Source organism: Nonomuraea sp. NPDC050202 (genome assembly GCF_040656115.1).
Lineage (GTDB): Bacteria > Actinomycetota > Actinomycetes > Streptosporangiales > Streptosporangiaceae > Nonomuraea.
Window position 1 is genome coordinate 61346 of sequence record NZ_JBFALF010000005.1, and the last position, 19315, is coordinate 80660.

At 72.8% G+C, this 19315-nt stretch carries 13 protein-coding genes; 10 read left to right on the top strand and 3 right to left on the bottom strand.

Annotation, left to right across the window (positions count from 1 at the left end):
* The 6 genes from AB0I79_RS16835 to AB0I79_RS16860 form a co-directional block, all read left to right on the top strand.
* Positions 1 to 1078, top strand: a 1078-nt coding sequence (locus tag AB0I79_RS16835; RefSeq protein WP_357873220.1) for a lysylphosphatidylglycerol synthase transmembrane domain-containing protein, incomplete at its 5' end; no start/stop codon positions are given.
* 93 nt (positions 1079 to 1171) lie between these two features.
* A complete protein-coding gene (locus AB0I79_RS16840; protein WP_357873222.1) occupies positions 1172 to 2287 on the top strand; it encodes a glycosyltransferase family 1 protein in 1116 nt (371 codons plus the stop codon).
* A gap of 20 nt (positions 2288 to 2307) precedes the next feature.
* On the top strand, positions 2308 to 3399 hold the full coding sequence (locus AB0I79_RS16845; RefSeq protein ID WP_357873225.1) for an NDP-sugar synthase: 1092 nt from the start codon (positions 2308 to 2310) through the stop codon (positions 3397 to 3399).
* A 34-nt stretch (positions 3400 to 3433) separates the two neighbouring features.
* Entirely contained in the window at positions 3434 to 4327 is an 894-nt protein-coding gene (locus tag AB0I79_RS16850; RefSeq protein ID WP_357874261.1) for a DNA-3-methyladenine glycosylase 2 family protein, read from the top strand.
* A gap of 49 nt (positions 4328 to 4376) precedes the next feature.
* On the top strand, positions 4377 to 6923 hold the full coding sequence (locus AB0I79_RS16855; RefSeq protein ID WP_357873227.1) for a bifunctional FO biosynthesis protein CofGH: 2547 nt from the start codon (positions 4377 to 4379) through the stop codon (positions 6921 to 6923).
* A gap of 84 nt (positions 6924 to 7007) precedes the next feature.
* Positions 7008 to 8756 carry a substrate-binding and VWA domain-containing protein gene (locus AB0I79_RS16860; RefSeq protein WP_357873230.1) on the top strand — a complete coding sequence of 583 codons (1749 nt, stop codon included), beginning with the start codon at positions 7008 to 7010 and terminating at the stop codon, positions 8754 to 8756.
* 45 nt (positions 8757 to 8801) lie between these two features.
* On the opposite strand, the gene AB0I79_RS16865 is transcribed toward AB0I79_RS16860, so the two are convergent.
* The 3 genes from AB0I79_RS16865 to cofD form a co-directional block, all read right to left on the bottom strand.
* Positions 8802 to 9539 carry a lytic polysaccharide monooxygenase gene (locus tag AB0I79_RS16865; protein WP_357873232.1) on the bottom strand — a complete coding sequence of 246 codons (738 nt, stop codon included), beginning with the start codon at positions 9537 to 9539 and terminating at the stop codon, positions 8802 to 8804.
* A gap of 78 nt (positions 9540 to 9617) precedes the next feature.
* Entirely contained in the window at positions 9618 to 10892 is a 1275-nt protein-coding gene (locus AB0I79_RS16870; RefSeq protein WP_357873235.1) for a coenzyme F420-0:L-glutamate ligase, read from the bottom strand.
* Positions 10889 to 11839, bottom strand: coding sequence for a 2-phospho-L-lactate transferase (gene cofD / locus AB0I79_RS16875; protein ID WP_357873237.1), 951 nt, complete (start codon positions 11837 to 11839; stop codon positions 10889 to 10891). The genes AB0I79_RS16870 and cofD overlap by 4 nt, the downstream gene beginning before the upstream one ends.
* A gap of 181 nt (positions 11840 to 12020) precedes the next feature.
* Here cofD and AB0I79_RS16880 point away from each other — a divergent pair, with 181 nt between their 5' ends.
* The 4 genes from AB0I79_RS16880 to AB0I79_RS16895 all read left to right on the top strand — a co-directional run bounded on the left by AB0I79_RS16880 (position 12021) and on the right by AB0I79_RS16895 (position 19288).
* The gene (locus AB0I79_RS16880) at positions 12021 to 14117 is read left to right on the top strand and encodes a hypothetical protein (RefSeq protein ID WP_357873240.1); all 2097 of its coding nucleotides are present in this window, start codon (positions 12021 to 12023) and stop codon (positions 14115 to 14117) included.
* 318 nt (positions 14118 to 14435) lie between these two features.
* Positions 14436 to 14696, top strand: a complete 261-nt coding sequence (locus AB0I79_RS16885; protein ID WP_020546325.1) for a WhiB family transcriptional regulator — start codon at positions 14436 to 14438, stop codon at positions 14694 to 14696.
* Positions 14697 to 14810: 114 nt separating this feature from the next.
* A complete protein-coding gene (locus AB0I79_RS16890) occupies positions 14811 to 17981 on the top strand; it encodes a glycosyltransferase family 2 protein (protein WP_357873244.1) in 3171 nt (1056 codons plus the stop codon).
* A complete protein-coding gene (locus tag AB0I79_RS16895) occupies positions 17981 to 19288 on the top strand; it encodes a DUF5719 family protein (RefSeq protein WP_357873247.1) in 1308 nt (435 codons plus the stop codon). The genes AB0I79_RS16890 and AB0I79_RS16895 overlap by 1 nt, the downstream gene beginning before the upstream one ends.
* Positions 19289 to 19315: the final 27 nt, after the last annotated feature.

Consider the following 19315-nt stretch of genomic DNA (forward strand, 5'->3'; position numbering starts at 1 on the left):
CGCCGCCGACCCCGCCGCCGACCCCGCCGCCGACCCCGCCGCCGACCCCGCCGCCGACCCCGCCGCCGACCCCGCCGCCGACCCCGCCGCCGACCCCGCCGCCGACCCCACAGCCGACTCCACTGACGCCCATCCCGCGGCCGGCTCGGCCGCCTCACCGGCCGCCGGGAACGGTGGTCCCGGGAGCGCGGCCGAGGGGGTGCCGCGGCGGCGCTCGCTGGGTCGCCGGCTGGTCAGGTACGGCTTTCTGGCCGTCGCGCTCGGCTTCGGCGGTTATGCGGTGGCCAGGGAGTGGGACGCGGTGGTGGCCGGGTTCGCCCGGCTGTCGTGGGCCGCGCTGGCCGGCTCGCTGGTCGCGGTGGTCGCGGCGCTGCTCGGAGCCATGCTGACCTGGCGCACCCTCTTGGCCGACCTGGGCTCGCCGCTGCCCGCGCGCCCGGCGGCCAAGGTGTTCTTCGTGGGCCAGCTCGGCAAGTACATCCCCGGCGCCGTCTGGCCCGTGCTCGCCCAGATGGAGATGGGCCGCGACCTCGGCGTGCCGCGCCCGCGCAGCGCGGCGGCGTTCTTCCTGATGATGCCCATCCAGCTCGCCACCGGCCTGCTGGTCACGCTCGTCACGCTGGGCTGGAACCAGTACGGCTGGCTGCTGCTGTTCGTCCCCCTGCTGCTCGTCCTGCTCGAACCCAGGGTGGTCAACGCCGTCATCGGGTACGCCCTGCGCCGCCTCGGGCGGGAGCCCCTCGAACGCCCCCTCACCAGGCGCGGCATGCTGACCGCGCTCGGCTGGGCGCTGGCCGGCTGGCTCGCCTACGGCGTGCACCTGTACTTCGTCGCCCCCCAGGGCGGTCTGCTCTTCGCCGTCGGGGCCTTCGCGATGTCGTGGTGCCTGGGCATCCTGACCTTCGTGATCCCGGCGGGCGCGGGGGTCAGGGAGGTTGCCATGGTTGCGGTGCTCGCGCCCCATCTCGACTCGGGTGACGCAATTGCGGTGGCCCTTTCCTCCCGCATTGTCATCATCGTGGGGGATCTGATCTGCGCGGGCCTGGCGGGAATTGCGGCGCGTCGCGACTCGGTGTGATTTGGCCCACGATTTAGGGGAGGCTGGTCATAAGGTGAATTTATGAGGGGGACGCCCGGTCCCACGTTGATCTTGAGGGGAGAAGATCTTCGTATGCCTCGAGTGCTCGTCGATGCGGCGGCGGTCCCCGCGGACCGCGGCGCGTTGATCAGATATGTGGACGGGCTCGTGGCCGCGCTCGATCGGGCCGGCGCGGACCTGTCAGTGGTCTGCCAACGTGCCGAAGCGGAGCGCTACCGCCGCCTCGCGCCCACGGCCCAGGTGCTTCCCGGGCCCGTCGCGATCACGAACAGGGCCGCCAGGCTGGCATGGGAGCAGACAGGGCTCCCGCTACTGGCCCGCCAGGCCGGCGCCGACGTCATCCACGCGCCCTACTACTCCATCCCGCTCAGGTCGGGCCTGCCGACCGTCGTGACGGTGCACGACGCCACCTGGTTCACCGAGCCCGACGACCACAGCCCGCGTGCCGCGTTCTTCCGCTCGGCCACGCGCACCGCCGTACGCCATGCCCAGCGTGTCATCGTGCCGTCCAAGGCGACGCGCGACGAGCTGGTGCGCGTGCTGGCCGCCGACCCCACCCGCATCGACGTGGCCTACCACGGCGTGGACCTGGCGCAGTTCCACCCGCCGAGCGAGGAGGAGATCCGCAGGGCCGCCGTGAGGTGCGGGCTGCACGGCCAGCCGTACGTGGCCTTCCTGGGTGCCCTCGACCCCCGCAAGAACGTGCCGAACCTCATCCGTGGCTTCGCCGCCGCCGTGAAGCGGCTGGAGAAGCCGCCGGCGCTGGTGCTCGGCGGCGGCGTGCACGAGGACGACGTGGACGCCGCCTGCCGCGAGGTCGAGGCCACGGTGAGGGTCATCAGGCCCGGCTACCTGCGCGCGCCCGACCTGCCCGGGTTCCTGGGCGGGGCGCTGGTGGTGGCCTTCCCCTCGCGCGGCGAGGGGTTCGGGCTGCCGGTGCTGGAGGCCATGGCCTGCGGCGCCCCGGTCCTGACCACCTACCGCACCTCGCTGCCCGAGGTGGGCGGGGACGCGGTGGCCTACACTGAGCCGGACTCCGCCAGCATCGCCGCGGCGCTGGGTGAGCTGCTGGCCTCTCCCGAGCGCAGGAAGCAGTTGCAGGAGGCGGGGCCGGCGAGAGCTCGCGAATTCACCTGGGACGCCTCGGCGGAGGCGCATCTCAGCTCTTATCAACGCGCGATCGAATAGTTCGGTAACCTCACGGAGTGATGGAGAGCTCTTTGCCAGACCTCGAGGCGATCCTCCTGGTCGGGGGGCAGGGCACGCGCCTGCGTCCGCTGACACTGGGCACGCCCAAGCCGCTGCTGCAGACCGCCGGGGTGCCGTTCCTGGCCCACCAACTGGCGCGCGCCCGTTCCTTCGGCGTGCGCCGGATCGTGTTCGCCACCTCCTACAAGGCGTCCATGTTCGAGCCTGCCTTCGGTGACGGGGCGGCGTTCGGGCTCTCGCTCGTCTACATGACGGAGGAGACTCCGCTGGGTACCGGCGGCGCCATCCGCAACGCCGCCGAGGCGCTCACGGCCGGCCCCGACGACCCGGTGCTGATCCTCAACGGCGACATCCTCTCCGGTCACGACATCGGCGAGCAGGTGCGCGTGCACCGCGCGAAGCAGGCCGCTGTAACGCTCCATCTGACAGAAGTGGATGATCCCTCCCGATTCGGCTGCGTGCCGACCGACGAGGCGGGGCGCGTGACGGCGTTCCTGGAGAAGACCCCCAACCCGGTGACGAACCGGATCAACGCCGGCTGCTACGTCTTCACCCGGTCCGTGATCGACGCCATCCCGCGCGACGAGGTCGTGTCGGTCGAGCGCGAGACGTTCCCCGGGCTGATCGAGTCCGGAGAGCTCGTGCTGGGCTACGCCGACCGCACCTACTGGCTCGACGTCGGCACCCCCACCGCGTACGTGCAGGGCTCCCGCGACCTGGTGCTCGGCAAGCTGGCCTCGCCCGCGCTGCCCGGGCCCACGGGCGAGTACCTCCAGCTCGAAGGGGCCCGGATCTCGCCCGAGGCGAAGGTCCAGGGCGGCACGGCCGTCGGCGCGCGCGCCGTGGTCGAGGCGGGCGCCACGGTGGTGGGCTCGGTGCTGAGCGACGACTGCGTCGTCGAGGCCGGGGCCTCGGTGACCGACTCCGTGGTGGGCCAGGGCGCCCGGGTCTGCGCCGGCACGGTGGTGCGCGACGCGGTGATCGGCGACGGCGCCATCGTGGGGCCGGGCAACGAGCTGCAGAACGGCGTGCGCATCTGGCCGGGCATCGAGCTGCCCGAGCGCGCGCTGCGCTACTCCAGCGACGTCTGACCCACCCCAGGGGGCGGGGCAGACTGGACAGGTGATGGAGCGCAGGTGGGAGCCCGAAGGGCCGCTCGACGTGGGGCTGGCGTTGCAGCCGCACAAGCGCGGCGGCGGCGATCCCACCTGGCGCCGGACCTCCGACGGCGCCGTGTGGCGCACGTCCAGGACCCCCGACGGCCCCTGCACGCTCAGGGTCAGCGTCAAGGCGGGCAGCGTGCACGGCCAGGCGTGGGGGCCGGGGGCCGGCTGGGCGCTGGAGACGATGCCGACGCTGCTGGGGGCCGAGGACGACCCGTCCGGGTTCAGCGTCAGGCACGAGGTGCTGGCGGAGGCCGCCAGGAGGCATCCGGGCCTGCGCATCGGGCGTACGGGGCGGGTGATGGAGGCGCTCGTGCCCGCCGTGCTGGAGCAGAAGGTGGTCGGGCAGGAGGCGTGGCGGGCCTGGCGGTGGTTGCTCGGCCGGTACGGCGAGCCGGCCCCCGGCCCTGCCCCGGAGGGCATGCGGGTGGTGCCCGAGCCCGGGGTGTGGCGGCAGATCCCGTCCTGGCACTGGCACCGGGCGGGCGCCGAGGCCGTGCGCGCCCGTACGATCGCCACCGCCGCCTGGCACGCCGGCAAGCTGGAGGCCGCCGCCACCACGCAGGAGCTCGACCGGCTGCTGCGCGCGCTGCCCGGGATCGGGGCGTGGACGTCGGCGGAGATCCGCCAGCGGGCGTTCGGCGATCCCGACGCGGTCAGCGTCGGCGACTTCCACCTGGCCAAGCTCGTCGGCTACGCCCTGACGGGGGAGAAGACCGACGATCCCGGCATGATGCGGCTGCTGGAGCCGTACACCGGGCATCGGCACCGCGCCACGGTGCTGGTCTGGCTCAGCGGCCTGCGCCCGCCGGCCAGGGGGCCCAGGATGGCCGTGCGCGACTACCGGTCGTTCTGAGCGCGCCCTGGGTGCGTACGGTGAACTCAGCCCGTCGTACTGTGCCTCTATGAGTTCTGACTCCGCGCTCCGCCGCGCCCTCGCCCGTGCCAGGGACGGCAAGACGCTCGACGTGACCGAGGCGACCGTGCTCCTGCACGCCAGGGACGGGCACCTCGACACGCTTCTCGAACACGCCTCCCGCGTGCGCGACGCCGGTCTGCGGGCCGCCGGCCGCGAGGGGATCATCACGTACAGCAGGAAAGTGTTCATCCCGTTGACCCGGCTGTGCCGGGACCGCTGTGGTTATTGCACGTTCGCGACGGCGCCGCACAAGCTGCCCGCGCCGTTCCTGAGCCCTGACGAGGTCCTGGAGATCGCCCGGCAGGGGGCGGCGATGGGGTGCAAGGAGGCGCTGTTCACGCTGGGGGACCGGCCGGAGGACCGCTGGCACCAGGCCAGGGAGTGGCTGGACGCGCACGGTTATGACGACACGTTGTCCTACGTGCGGGCGATGGCGATCAGGGTGCTGGAGGAGACCGGGTTGTTGCCGCACCTCAACCCGGGGGTGCTGAGCTGGCGGGACTTCCAGCGGCTCAAGCCGGTCGCGCCGTCGATGGGGATGATGCTGGAGACGACGTCGCGGCGGCTGTTCGAGGAGAAGGGGCAGCCGCACTACGGCTCGCCCGACAAGGACCCCGCCGTACGGCTGCGCGTGCTGGAGGACGCCGGCCGCACGAACGTGCCGTTCACGACGGGCATCCTGATCGGCATCGGCGAGACCGTCGAGGACCGGGCCGAGTCGATCTTCGCGATCCGCAGGGTGGCCAGGGAGTACGGCGGCGTCCAGGAAGTGATCGTGCAGAACTTCCGCGCCAAGCCCGACACCGCCATGCGCGGCCTGCCGGACGCCGACCTGCAGGAGCTGGCCGCCACGATCGCGGTGGCCCGCCTGGTGCTCGGCCCCCGGGTACGCCTCCAGGCGCCGCCCAACCTGGTGGACTCCGAGTACGAGCTGATGATCAGGGCCGGCATCGACGACTGGGGCGGCGTGTCGCCGCTCACGCCCGACCACGTCAACCCGGAGCGGCCGTGGCCGCAGATCGAGGACCTCGCCGCGCGCACCGGCGAGTCCGGGTTCCGGCTCAGGGAACGCCTGACCATCTACCCGGAGTACGTGCTGGCGGGGGAGCCGTGGCTCGACCCCCGGCTGATCGCCCACGTCTCCGCCCTGGCCGACCCGGCCACCGGCCTGGCCCGCGAGGACGCCGTGCCGGAGGGCCGCCCCTGGCAGGAGCCCGACGGCGGCTTCGCCGCGTCCGGCCGGGTGGACCTGCACGTCGAGGTGGACACCACGGGCCGCACGAACGACCGCCGCGACGACTTCGACCACGTCTACGGCGACTGGGACGCCCTGCGCGAGCGCCTGGGCACCGCGACCGCCGCCACCTCCAGCGACGTGCGGCAGGCGCTGAAGCGGGCCGAGGCCGACCCGGCGGGCCTGACGGACGCCGAGGCCGTGGCGCTGCTCGGCGCCGAGGGCGAGGCGCTGGACGAGCTGGCCGCCATCGCCGACGCGCTGCGCAAGGAGGCGGTGGGCGACGAGGTCACCTACGTCGTCAACCGGAACATCAACTTCACCAACGTCTGCTACACCGGCTGCCGCTTCTGCGCCTTCGCCCAGCGCAGGACCGACGCCGACGCGTACACGCTCAGCGTCGAGCAGGTCGCCGACCGGGCCGAGGAGGCGTGGGCGGCCGGCGCGACCGAGGTGTGCATGCAGGGCGGCATCCACCCCGACCTGCCCGGCAGCGCGTACTTCGACATCGCCAGGGCCGTGAAGGCCAGGACGCCGGGCATGCACGTGCACGCGTTCTCCCCGATGGAGGTCATCAACGGCGCTTCGCGGATGAACCTGTCGATCCGTGACTGGCTGGAGGCCGCCAAGGAGGCGGGCGTGGACTCGCTGCCGGGCACGGCGGCCGAGATCCTCGACGACGACGTGCGCTGGGTGCTGACCAAGGGCAAGCTGCCGGCCAAGGAGTGGATCGAGGTCATCACCACGGCACACAAGGTGGGCATCCCCACCACCTCGACCATGATGTACGGGCACGTGGACAACCACCTGCACTGGGTCAGGCACATCAAGCTGATCAGGAAGCTGCAGGAGGAGACGGGCGGTTTCTCGGAGTTCGTGCTGCTGCCGTTCGTGCACACCAGCGCCCCGATCTACCTGGCGGGCGTGGCCAGGCCGGGGCCGACCGCGCAGGAGAACAGGGCCGTGCACGCGCTGGCCAGGATCCTCCTGCACGGCGCGATCAGGAACATCCAGTGCTCCTGGGTCAAGCTCCAGGACGACCTGTGCCGCCAGGTGCTCCAGGGCGGGGTGAACGACCTCGGCGGCACGCTGATGGAGGAGACCATCAGCAGGATGGCCGGGTCGGAGAACGGCTCGTACAAGACGATCAGCGAGCTGCGCGCGATGGTGGAGGTCACCGGCCGGCCGGTCAGGCAGCGCACCACCGAGTACGGCGTGCCGGACGAGGAGCGGCTGGTGGCCTCGGCGGCCAGTGACGGCGTCTGCCAGAGCGTCAGGAGGGTGCTGCCGCTAGCCTAGTTGTAACGTGTTCTAACAAGGGCTTGCGCTCGCCCTGCGAGGCGCTGGGAGAATCATCACTCCCCTGGGAGAGAGGTTTTCACCGTGCGGTTGGGTCGGCACCGCGCCGCGCTGTCCCCCGAACAGCGACGGAGGAAGGCGTTCCAGCGTGGCATGCTGGCAGGGCTGACGGCCGTGGCCATCGTCGCGGCCGGCCTCGTCGTGATCTTCGGCGGCGGCGGGGTGCTGTGCAGCACACGAGAGCCTGTTCTGGTCAACGTGGCCGCCGCGGTGGACGTCGCCCCGGCGGTCATGCAGGCGGCGGACCGGTTCAACGGGACGAAGACGGCCGTGGGCGGCCGGTGCGTGCTGGTCCAGGTGACCGAGCAGCCGCCGGCCACCGTCCTGCGCACGCTGATCGGCGACCGGGCGGGCGTGCTGGCCGAGCGGCCCGACGGCTGGATCGCCGACTCCTCGGCCTGGATCAGGCTGGCCCGCCAGCAGGGCGCGAGCTCGCTGCCCGCGGGGGAGAGCGTGGTGGCGACCTCGCCGCTCGTCTTCGCCACCCGCGCGTCGCTGGCCCAGCGCTTCTCGGTGGGGCAGACGGAGATGAACTGGCGGATGGTCTTCCCCTCGACCGTACGAGGGCGGGTGACGCCCAACGCGGACGAGCCGGACGTCGTACGGGTGCCCGACCCTTCCCTGGCCGGGGCGGGCATCGCCACCGTGGCCGCCGCCAGGGACGTCGTCGGCACCGGGCCTGACGCCGACAAGGCGCTGACCGCGTTCGTCCGCTGGGCGCAGGCCGGATCCGCGCCCGACTACCGCAGCATGCTGGCGGCCGTGGACGACCACACGTTCTGGCAGCGGCCTGTCGTCATCGTGCCCGAGCAGTCCGTGTGGAACCACAACCTGCGGCCCTCAGCCGACCCGGTCGTGGCGCTGCACCCGCGCGAGGGCACGATCAACCTCGACTACCCGTACGTCGTCACCGCCGCCGACCCCGACGTCGCCGAGGCCTCCACCGTCTTCGCCGGCTGGCTGAAGGGGGCGCAGGCACAGGAGATCGTGCGGCGGGCCGGTTTCCGGTCGGGCGACGGCACGCAGGCGCCGATCTCGCCCGGCCCGCAGATCCCCTCAGCCGCCCCGAAGACCAGGTCGTCGGTGTCGCCGCAGGACATCGACGAGGCCCTGCGCGCCTGGAGCCGGCTCGCCCCGCCGACCAACATCCTCGTGCTGGCCGACACCTCCAAGCACATGGCCGAGCCGCTGAACGGCCGGACCCGGGTGAGCGTGGCGCTCGACGCGGCCAAGATCGGGCTCCAGCTCTTCCCCGACTCCACCCACATGGGGTTGTGGGAGTTCGCCGACGAGGTGGGCGGGATCAGGAACCACCGGCAGCACGTCGGCCTCGGGCCGATCAACGAGCCCGAGACGGGGCAGGTCATCCGGCGCAGCCGGCTGGACCAGCTGACCAGCACGATCAGCGCTCATCCGAACCGGGACAGCTCCCTGTACGACTCGATACTCAGCGGGTTCCGCAGGGTGAGCGGCGACTACCGGGAGGAGATGAACAACGTCCTCCTGGTGATCACGGCCGGGCGGGACGACGGCAGGGGCACGGAGCTGACGCGCCTTCTCGATCGGCTGCGGCGGGAGTGGAACCCGGACCGGCCCGTGCAGATCATCGTGATCGCGTTCGGCAAGGGGGTCGATCGGGCCGGCCTGTCGCAGATCGCGGCCGCCACGAACGGGTCCCTGCACGAGGCCGAGGAGCCGGGGGAGATCATCGACGTCTTCCTGGCGGCCCTGGCCCGCCGCCTGTGCCACCCCACCTGCAAGCCGACGGCCTAGGCCGGCCGCCGCGAGGTGATCGCGACGGCCGGCCGGGGAAGAGGGTTACGCGCGGGCCCAGAGGGCGGGCACGTTCGGCGGTTCCCAGCCCGCGAGGGCGGTGTGCGCCTGGAGGCACCGGTAGGTGGCGCCGTTGTAGGTGACGGTGTTGCCGGCGGCGTAGGCCGTGCCGGCCTTCCAGGTGCCGGAAGGCGTGGTCGTCGTCGGCGTCGGTGTCGGGGTGGGGGTCGGCGTGACGGTCGGGGTGGGTGTCGGGGTCGGGTTGCCGCCACCGCCGCCGATGTTCAGGTCGATGCAGGAGTAGAAGGCGTTGGCCGTGTCGGAGATGTTCCAGATGGCCAGGACCTTCTGCCGGCCCGAGTAGCCGGAGAAGTTGACCGTGTGCGAGATCGTCTGCGGCGGCTGCTGGCCGTTGCCGTTGAACACGGCCACCCGGGTGTTGCCGATGTAGTACTCGTAGTTCAGCGTCGCGTGCCTGGCGGTGAACGTCCAGGTGAAGGTCACCGAGCTGCCCACCGAGGCGACGGGCCAGGCCTTGCTCTCGTCGCTGAGCTGCGCGAACTGCCCGAGGTTGGCGTGGCAGCTCCGCAGCCCCTTCGGGCCTTCCACGCTCTGCGGCTCGTAGATGATGTTGCCGCAGCCGGAAACCTTGCCCTGGGCGCAGTTCGCCTGGCGGGAGGGCGGCGTGAGCACGTAGCCGTGCGCGAACGCCGGGGTGGTGTTGAACACCGTGGTGGCGACCGCGATCACCACCACGGCGACTAACGTGAGGGTTCTTCTCATGAAGTGCTCCTTCACATGGGGGGATGTCCCCAATGTAAAGGAAAGTTTCCTAACGGTAAACGCCTGGCTGACCGCCTGTCAGCGCGTGACGATGAAGTCGGCGGGGTCGCGCGGCGCCCGGTCGCGCGGCGGCGCGGCGGCATGGCCGACGGCCACGCAGCCCATCGGATCCCACGACTCGGGCAGGTCGAGCACCTCGCGGACGACCGGGCGGCAGAACATCGTGGACGACACCCACGCCGAGCCGAGCCCCTCCACGGCGAGCTGGATCAGGAAGTTCTCCACCCCGGCGCCCGTCGCCACGATGAACATCTCCCGCTCCGAGGCGTTGCGCCGATCGTCCCTGTAGGTGTGCGAACCCTCCATCACCAGGCACGGCACCACCAGGTAAGGCGCGTTGCGCAGCACGTCGCCCCGCTTGATCCGCTTGGCGATCGACTGCTCGGAGAACCCGTCGCCGCGCAGGTCGGCGATCCACGCCTCGCGCATCGCGTCGAGCAGCTTCGTCCTGGTCTGCGGCGACTCCAGCAGCACGAACCGCCACGGCGTCGTGTGGTGCGGCGCGGGCGCCGCGATGCCGGCCGCGACCGCCCTGCGCACCGCCTCCGCATCGACGGGCTGGTCGGAGAACTCCCTGATCGTACGGCGGGCGAACACGACGTCCCGCGACCCGTAACGGAACAGGTCCTCGTCGGCCCCCCGCACCAGCGGCCGGACCCCGGGCCCGTCGTCCTCGGTCACCAGGTGGCCCAGCCCGCGCACGATCGCCACCGGAACCCCGGCGAGCTTGCCCTTGACCAGCTCCGCCGCGCTCGCGATCTCGTCGGCCAGGGCCGTGACCGTGGCGCTGAGCTGGTTGCCGTAGGAGTCGGAGGCGCCGCGGTAGTCGTCGAGCGGCAGCACGCCGGCCGCGCCGATGGCCACGTCGGTGAGCCCGTTGCGCCACGGCCGCCCGAACGTGTCGGACACGATCACCCCGACGCGCCCGCCCAGGCCCGCCCTGATGCGCCTGGCCGAGGCGTCGGAGTCCTCCGGAAGGAGCAGCACGGTGCCCGGCTCGGTGTTGGAGGCGTCGACCCCGGCGGCGGCCATGACGAAGCCGTGCCTGGTCTGGGAGATCACGGTGTCGCCGCGCCTGGCGACCACGCGCTCGGTCTCCTCCAGGATGGCCTGGGTGCGATCCGGCGCCTGCCGCAGCCGGCCCTCCGCCTTGCTCACGATCTTGGAGGTGACCACGACGATGTCGCCGTCGCGCAGGTCGGCGCCGGCGAGCAGGGCCGCGACGTCGTCGCCCGGCCGCACCTCGCCGAGGCCGGTAACGGGGATCACTTCGATGCGGGTCGCCTGGGTCACCTGGACAGCTCCTGGGCCAGCTCCTGGGCCAGGTCGAGGGCCGTGCGGGCGATGCCGGCCGCCGCCTCGGCGTCGTGCATGAGGATCGGGCGGGCGAGCACGCGCACGCCGTCGAGCGCCACCCCGGCGTCCTCCTCGGCCACCAGCCAGCCGTCGATCAGCTCCGCGCCGTACAGTTCCAGCACGGCCTGCGCGGTCGTCTCCACCCCGATCGCCGTCAGGCAGGCGTCGGCCATGCCCCGCACCGGCGCGCCCCCGATGATCGGGGAGACGCCCACCACGGTCTTGGGCAGCAGGGCCTCGCGGATGCCCGGGACCTGCAGGATCGTGCCGATGCTCACGACCGGGTTGGACGGCGGCAGGATCACCACGTCGGCCTGCTCGATGGCCTCCAGCACGCCGGGGGCCGGCTTGGCGGAGTCGACCCCGACCAGCGGGAACGACTGGGCGGGCACGGAGGCGCGCAGGCGTACCCACCACTCCTGGAAGTGGATCGCGCGCTTGCCGCGCTCGTCCTCGATCACGACGTGCGTCTCGCAGCGGTCGTCGCTCATCGGCAGCAGCCGCACGCCGGGCTGCCAGCGGGCGCAGAGCGCCTGCGTGATCTGCGAGAGCGGGTAGCCGGCCTCCAGCATCTGCGAGCGCACGATGTGGGTGGCGAAGTCGCGGTCGCCCAGCCCGAACCACTGCGGCTCGACGCCGTACGCGGCCAGCTCCTCCTTGACGACGTGGCTCTCCTTGGCCCGGCCCCAGCCCTGCTCCTCGTCGATGCCGTTGCCCAGGGTGTACATCACGGTGTCGAGGTCGGGGCAGACCCGCAGGCCGTACAGGGTGATGTCGTCACCCGTGTTGCCGATGACGGTGATCGAGGCGTCGGGCGCGGTGGCGCGCAGCCCCCTGAGGAAGCGGGCGCCGCCGATGCCGCCGGCTAGTGACACGATGTGCATGCGGCCCAGTCTTCCATCGGGCTCTGACAGCGCCGTCTTGGGACCGGTTTTCCGCCGTTTGTCATCGGTGTACTGCCAGGTATTGGGCGATTTGATATGGAAGAGGTTGTTGGGACTCCCGGCAGGTGAGTCAGTGATGTGGCAAACTCCCTTCGGGCTAAAGGGTCCGATGGGGGTACTTGTGAGCAAATTTGACGTTGCCCGGCTCAAGGAGCCGGCGGCCTGGGTCATGCTCGTCGCCGGGTTGCTGAACGTGGTGCTGGCGATCGGGCACATCCTGATCGGCTCGTCCGGCTCGTCGTCCTTCACCGAGCGCGCGGTCTCGAACTTCTCGGGCGTGACGAGTCCAGTCGTGACGGCGTTGCTGCTCGGTGCCGTGTTGCTGGTCACCAAGGTGGGCGAGCCGTCGGCCAAGGCGAAGCCGATCACGTACGGCGCCGCGGCCGGTCTGCTGCTCGCCGCCGTGTTCGGCATGCTCGCGCTGCTGGCCGGGCTGTTCGCCGGTGGCGGGGCCCGCGCCACGATCGAGTACGTGCTCCTCGGCGTGCCCACCCTCGCGCTGACCGCCATCGCGCTGGTCTACCTGCTGCCGCAGGTGCTGCCGGAGCGGCCGGCCGCTCAGGTGTACCACGGCCAGTTCGGCCCGCAGCCCGGCTTCTTCGACCAGCAGCAGTACCCCCAGGGCCAGCCCCAGGCGGGCCCCGGCTACGGCCAGCCCGGTTTCGGCCAGCAGCCCGCGCCGGGGCAGCCCGGGTTCGGCGGTCCCCAGGACCAGCAGCCCGCCCCCGCGTACGGCCAGCAGGCCCCCTCGGCGCAGCAGCCCGGCTTCGGCGGCCAGCAGGACCCCCAGGCCCCCGCCGCGTACGGCCAGCAGCCCCCGTCCGGCCAGCAGGACCCGCAGGCCGCGCCCGCGTACGCCCAGCAGCCCCCCTCCGCTCCTGGCTACGGCCAGCAGCCGATGTCGGGCCAGCAGCCCGGCTACGGCCAGCAGCCCCCCTCCACCCCCGGCTACGGCCACCAGCCCCCCTCGGCGCCCGCCTACGGCCAGCAGCCGCCCGCCACCCCCGGCTACGGTCAGCAGCCCCCTTCCACGCCCGGTTACGGTCAGCAGCCCCCTTCCACCCCGGGCTACGGCCACCAGCCGCCCTCCACCCCCGGCTACGGCCACCAGCCGCCCAGCTTCGGCGGCCAGCCGGAGCAGCCCGAGCCCCAGGCCGCGGCCTACAGCCCGCAGCCGGCGCCGCAGATCAGAGGCGCGCTGCCCGCCGCCCCCTCCGACCAGTCGCAGCCCGAGCCCTACGCCCCCGAGGGCTTCGGCCAGTACACCCCGGCCGACACGGCCCCCTCGGCCCCGGCTCCCGCGCCGGAGTACGCCACCCCGCCCGCCGGCGAGTACACCCCCGCCCCCTACGTCCCCGCCGACAGCCAGCCGAACCTGTACGGCCAGGCCAGCCAGAACCCGTACGCGCCCGCCGGGAACGACCCCTTCCCCACGCCCGCGGAGCAGCAGCCCAGCCCGTACGTCCCCGCGGAGCAGCAGGCCGGCTCCTACGCTCCCGCCGAGCAGCAGCCCGGCTCGTACGCGCCCCCGGCCGAGCAGCCCAACCCCTACGCTCCCGCCGAGCCCAACCCCTACGCGCCTGCCGAGCAGCCCAACCCGTACGCGCCCTCCGCCGAGCAGGCCTACCCGTCCGGCGACACGACGCCGAACGTGCAGTACCCATCGCAGGCCGAGCAGCCCCAGCAGTTCGGCCAGCAGCAGCCGTACTTCGGGCAGAGCGCCTTCGACCAGCAGCAACAGCAGCCGCAGGGCGGCCAGCCGTTCACGGGATACTCCGGCCACGAGTTCGCCGCCCCGCCCGCCTACCAGGAGCCCGACCCGCCGGTCGACCCCCGCTCGCAGCAGCTCATGGACGCCTACCAGCAGGCGGAGACGTACCAGTCGAACGTCGGCACCCAGCCCGAGCTGCGCGTTCCCGAGTACGGCGGTCAGCAGAACAGGCCGTACGACGACCCGTTCGGCCACCCCCAGCAGCAGCCCCCCGCCCAGCCCCAGCACGGCGGGTACGAGCCGCAGCAGGGCCAGTACCAGCCCACCCACCAGGCCCCGCAGCAACCGCAGCAGGGCGGCTGGCCGGCGGACGCGCAGGGCGGCGAGTCGACGATGCGGATCGACCCCACGTCGTTGGGGGGCGGCTTCGGCGGCGACCACCGCCGTCCCGGGGACGACCCGATCGACCCGACAGCCATATACACCCCCAACGAGCCACGCAGGTAACGGACCGGCAATGAACGGCTAGAGAGAAGGTGGGCCACGGGCGGGTGTCTTCCCGCCCTGGTACGGTTCCGACCGCTGACAGCGTTGAACGAGCCAGGCCGATGCCATGCCCGTAAGGCGTCGGCCCGGGTGCGAACATCACATGCCGAGCACACCGGGGCGAGATCTGGTCTTTCCCCGGATAGCTGCATGCCGCTTGACGCCACGTGCAGCACACGCGTGTAATTACAACCATGTTGTTACGCCTTCCCGTGGGTGGGTAATAAGGAAGGCGTCCATGGGGGGCTCCATTGCGGGCGGGCGGCAGGGAGGTGTGCAGTGACCGATCCGGTCATCGCACAGGATCAGCTTGACGCTGAAGAACTCGGCTGGCAGGAGCGTGCGTTGTGCGCGCAGACTGATCCGGAGGCGTTCTTCCCGGAGAAGGGCGGCTCCACCCGAGAGGCCAAGAAGGTCTGCCGATCGTGCGAGGTTCGTGCCGAGTGCCTGGAATACGCACTCGAGCACGATGAGCGGTTCGGCATCTGGGGTGGGCTGTCCGAGCGGGAGCGCAGACGGATCAAGCGCCAGGCGGTGTAGTGATAAGGGGGGAAGGGGTCACGCGGGGAGCCGTGTGACCCTTTTCGCATCTCCTGAACGGCTTGCACATGTATGGTGGGCCCGCCTGATCTTCCCCCCAGGAGTCACCCACCCATGTCCCGTCCCTACGTCACCGCGATCGTCGTCGCCCATGACGGCGCGCGCTGGCTCGGGGAGACCCTGCGTGCGCTGATCAACCAGAGCCGCAGGCCGGACCGCGTGGCGGGCGTCGACAACGGCAGCAGGGACGGCTCGGCCGACCTGCTGGGCCAGACGCTCGGCCCCGGCAACCTGATCTCCCTGCCCCGCTCCACCGGTTTCGGCGAGTCGGTCGCCAAGGCGCTCGACCGGCTGCCGCCCACCGGGCACGAGGAGTGGATCTGGTTGCTCCACGACGACTGCGCCCCCGACAGGCGCGCGCTGGAGATGCTGCTGAGCGCGGCCGAGCAGGATCCCAAGGCCGCCGTGCTCGGCCCCAAGCTGCTCGACTGGATCGACCGCAGGCGGCTGCTGGAGATCGGCGTCACCGTCGGCCGTACCGGGCGCAGGGACACGGGGCTGGAGCCGCGCGAGTTCGACCAGGGACAGCACGACGGGACGCGGGAGGTCCTGTCGGTGTCCACGGCCGGGATGCTAATCCGGCGGGACGTGTGGGAGAGGGCGGGCGGGCTCGATCCGTTCCTGCCGCTGTTCAGGGACGACCTCGACCTGTGCTGGCGGGTGCGCAACGCCGGCCACAAGGTGCTGAACGTGACCTCCGCCGTGGCCTGGCACGCCGAGGCGGCGGCCCGCAGGCGGCGGCGCATCACGGTCAGCGGCGACCACCCGCGCCGCCTCGACCGGCGCAACGCGATCTTCGTGGTGATGGCGAACCTGCCGTTCATGGCGATGATGTGGGCGCTGCTGCGGAACGTGCTCGGCTCCTTCTTCCGCACGCTGCTGTTCATCGTCAGCAAGCAGCCCGCGAACGCGCTGGACGAGGTCGTGGCCATGGCCTCGGTCCTGGTGCACCCGTTCAGGCTGCTGCGGGCGCGGCGGGCCCGCAGCCACGGCCGCAAGAAGGGATATATCCGCATAAAGCGGCTTATGACTCCTCGGGGTGCGGCCTACCGGCGCCTCACCGACATGGTGCAGAGCTTCCTCGCCGGCGAGGCGCCGGTCGACGCCGCCGGCCAGCACCACCACGCGGCCCACGGCGAGGAGCAGGACGCCGTCCCGCCGTCCGACACCGGCGCCTTCCAGCGCTTCGTCGGCCGGCCCGGCGTCATCCTCATGTTCGCGCTGACCGTCGTCTCGCTCCTGGCCGAGCGGTCATTGCTGGGCGGTGAACGGCTCGGCGGGGGCGCACTGGTGCCGGTGACGGGCGGCGCCGCCGACCTGTGGGCGTTCTACCTGGAGGGCTTCCACGACGTGGGGCTCGGCTCGACCGCGCCCGCGCCGCCGTACGTGGCCGTGCTCGCCGCCCTCTCCACGCTCGCCCTCGGCAAGACCTGGCTGGCCGTCTCCGTGCTGCTGCTCGGCTCCGTGCCGCTGGCCGGCGCCACCGCGTACCTGGCCACCCGGCACCTCATCCCGTCCGTGCCCGCCCGGGCCTGGGCCGCGGGGACGTACGCGCTGCTGCCGGTCGCCACGGGGGCCGTCTCGGGCGGGCGGCTGGGGACGGCCGTGGTGTTCGTGCTGCTTCCCGTGTACGCCTGGCTGCTCGGGATCATCCTGCTGGCTCCTGACCGGCGGCGGGCCCGGCGGGCCGCTTGGGCGCTGGGGTTGTGGCTGGCGGTCGGGATGGCGTTCGTGCCGCTGGTGTATCCGCTGTTCGCGGTGCTGGGGGTGCTGGGGGCGGTCGGGCTCGGCGGGCTGGTCGCCGGCGCCCGCCGCCAGGGCGGGGCCGTCGCCGACGCCACGAGCGCCGGCACCGCCTCGGACGCCGCCACGAACTCGGGCACCGCCACACCGTCTGGAACCTTCGCCACCGCCCCCGGTTTCACGCCCGCCACCGGCCCTGGCTCCGGTTTCACGCCCGCCCCAGCCATCGGTCTCGCCACCGCCACCGCAACCGGCTTCGGGTCCGGCATCGCAACCAGCCCCGTCACCAGCCCCGCCAATGGTGGCGGCAGCGGTGGTGGCGACCGGCGTGAACGGGCCGGCGGCCGGCGAGGCCGAGCCCGCGGCGGCGTCCTGAGCAGGGCAGGCAAGGGCGGCAGCGGCAGGGGAGCGGGCGGCCGGGTGAGCCGTGAGGTGCTGGTGTCCATGGCGATCGCGCTCGCCGTGCCGCCGGTGCTGCTGCTGCCCTGGACGGCCGGTCTGGTGACGGACCCGGGCAGGATCCTCCTGGAGGCCGGCCTGCACGACCCCGCCCTGGTGGACCCGTCCCTCGCCCCGGAATCCCTGCTGGCGCTCAGCCCCGGCGGACCGGGGCTGCCGCCGTTCTGGGTGACGGCGGGCCTGATGGCGGCGGCGCTGGCCGCGCTGCTCATGCGCCGCCAGCGCCTGATCGTCGCCATCGGCTGGGGCGTCGCGCTGTACGGGGTGCTGGCGGGCGTCCTGGTCAGCCGCATCACGGTCGAGGGGGCGAAGGCGTGGCCGGGGGTGCCGCTGGCGATCGCGGGGACCGGGCTGGTGGTCCTCGTGGGCCTGACCGCCCACCGGCTCGCCGAACTGCGCGCCGGGGGCGGGCTGCGGCGGGTGGGCGCGACGGCGATGGTGGTGGTGGCGTTCAGCACGCCGCTGCTGGCGGCCGGCTACTGGGTGGCCGGCGGGGTGCGCGGGCCGCTCGTGGGCGACGCCAGGGACGTGCTGCCCGCGCTCGCCGCCGCCCGTACGACGCAGGGGGAGCGCACCCTGGTGATCAAGGGATCGGGGTTCGCGGTGCTGCACGGGCGTACGCCGCTGATCGGCGAGGCGGAGCTGCCCGTCGCGGCCCAGGTCCGAGACCGGCTGGGCGCGGCCGTGCAGGGCCTCGTCGGCGGGCGCGGCGGCGACGCCGCCACGCTGGCCGCGCAGGGCATCGCGATGGTCGCCGTGGCGCCCCCGGTCTCGCCCGAACTGGCCAGGACCCTCGACTCCCAGCCTTCCCTGGAACGCATGAGCCTGTCGGACACGGGCGGCGGCCTGTGGCGTCTGGCCGAGCCGGTCACCCGCGTCCCCGCCCAGCCGGTGAGCGTCCTGCACACGGTGTGGCTGTGGGCGCAGGGCGCGCTGCTGCTGGTGGCCGCCCTCCTGGCCTCCCCGGGCCGCCGCCAGCCCGAACCCGCCGACACGCCCGCCGTGGCGCTGGCGGGTGCGTGATGCAGAGGTTCGTGGAGAACAGGTTCGGCCTGCTGGCGCTGGTCATCGTGTCCCTGGCGGCCATGTACGGCATCGCCTACCTCACCAGGCCCGCCGTCCCCCCGCCCGCTCCCGCGCAGCCGCGAAAGGTCGCCGTGGAGTCGGTCACCGCGGTGTGCCCGGGGGCGAAGGGGGAGCAGGTCAACGTGTTCCTGCCGGGCACGCTCAACGGCGAGACCATGGAGAACGGCAAGCCGTACGTGACCAAGGGTCCCGGCGGCCTGGAGGCCGGCTACCTGACCCGCGCGACCGCGGGCGCCGCGCGCGGCCTGGCCGGGGTCCGCTGCACGGAGCCCGCCCCCGAGACGTGGCTGGTGGGCCCCGGCCCGGCGAACGCCGGCGTGCGCCTCCACCTCACGAACGCCGACAAGGCGCCCGCCCTGGCGGACGTGCAGGTGTACGCGGCGGAGGGCAGGATCTCCAGCGAAGCCGGCCTCGGCCTGGAGATCGCGCCGGGCGAGCACAGGGAGATCGACCTGAGGACGCTGGCGCCGTCGGCCGACGTGATGGCCGTGAGCGTCACCACCACGTTCGGCCGCGTCGCGGTCGCGGCCAGGGCGACGCCGGAGACGGGCGGCGTGGACTGGCTCCCCTCGGCCGCCCCGCCGGCCACCCGCGTGGTCGTACCGGGAATTCCCGGGGGCGGCGGCCTGCGCCGGCTCCTCGTGGCGGCCCCCGGCGACGCCGACGCCGTCGTGGAGATCAAGGCGGTGACCGAGGACGCCGAGTACGCGATGAAGGGCCGGGAGACGCTGGACGTACCGGCGGGCAGCGTGACCGCCCTGGACGTCACCACAGGCGTGGCCGGCTCCGCCGCCGCCCTGGTCCTCACCTCGCCGACCCCGATCGTCGCCGGCCTGATCGCCACCGGCACAGGCGAACGCCCGGACGTCGCCTTCACCGCCGGCACCCCGTCCCTGGCCCTCGGCAGCGCCGTCGCCCGCAACGCCACGGGCTCACAACTGCTGCTGACGGCGCTCGGCACGCAGCCCGGCAAGGTGCGGGTCCAGGTGGTGCCGGGGAAGGGGACGGCGCAAGCCCCGTTCGAGGTGGAGATCCCGGCGGGCCGGACGCGGGCGGTGAAGCTGACGGCGAAGGGCGACTACGCGGTGGTCGTCACGCCGGTGGCGGGCGAGGTGTACGGCAGCAGGCTGGTGGAGGAACGCCGGCGAACAGGCGTCCTCCTCACCACCCAGCCCCTGGCCCCGGCCCGGATGTTCACGATGCTCCCGCCCCTGACCCACACCTACGACGTGGTCGTGCCCTGAACCGGGTGGGCCCGGGGAGGTCCGGGA

Excerpts from the sequence above, each read along its gene's own strand:
- AB0I79_RS16855 (WP_357873227.1), top strand. The coding sequence starts at position 4,377 with ATGAGTTCTGACTCCGCGCTCCGCCGCGCCCTCGCCCGTGCCAGGGAC.
- AB0I79_RS16850 (WP_357874261.1), top strand. The coding sequence starts at position 3,434 with ATGGAGCGCAGGTGGGAGCCCGAAGGGCCGCTCGACGTGGGGCTGGCG.
- AB0I79_RS16845 (WP_357873225.1), top strand. The coding sequence starts at position 2,308 with ATGGAGAGCTCTTTGCCAGACCTCGAGGCGATCCTCCTGGTCGGGGGG.
- cofD (WP_357873237.1), bottom strand. The coding sequence starts at position 11,839 with ATGCACATCGTGTCACTAGCCGGCGGCATCGGCGGCGCCCGCTTCCTC.
- AB0I79_RS16865 (WP_357873232.1), bottom strand. The coding sequence starts at position 9,539 with ATGAGAAGAACCCTCACGTTAGTCGCCGTGGTGGTGATCGCGGTCGCC.
- AB0I79_RS16840 (WP_357873222.1), top strand. The coding sequence starts at position 1,172 with ATGCCTCGAGTGCTCGTCGATGCGGCGGCGGTCCCCGCGGACCGCGGC.
- AB0I79_RS16895 (WP_357873247.1), top strand. The coding sequence starts at position 17,981 with ATGCAGAGGTTCGTGGAGAACAGGTTCGGCCTGCTGGCGCTGGTCATC.
- AB0I79_RS16890 (WP_357873244.1), top strand. The coding sequence starts at position 14,811 with ATGTCCCGTCCCTACGTCACCGCGATCGTCGTCGCCCATGACGGCGCG.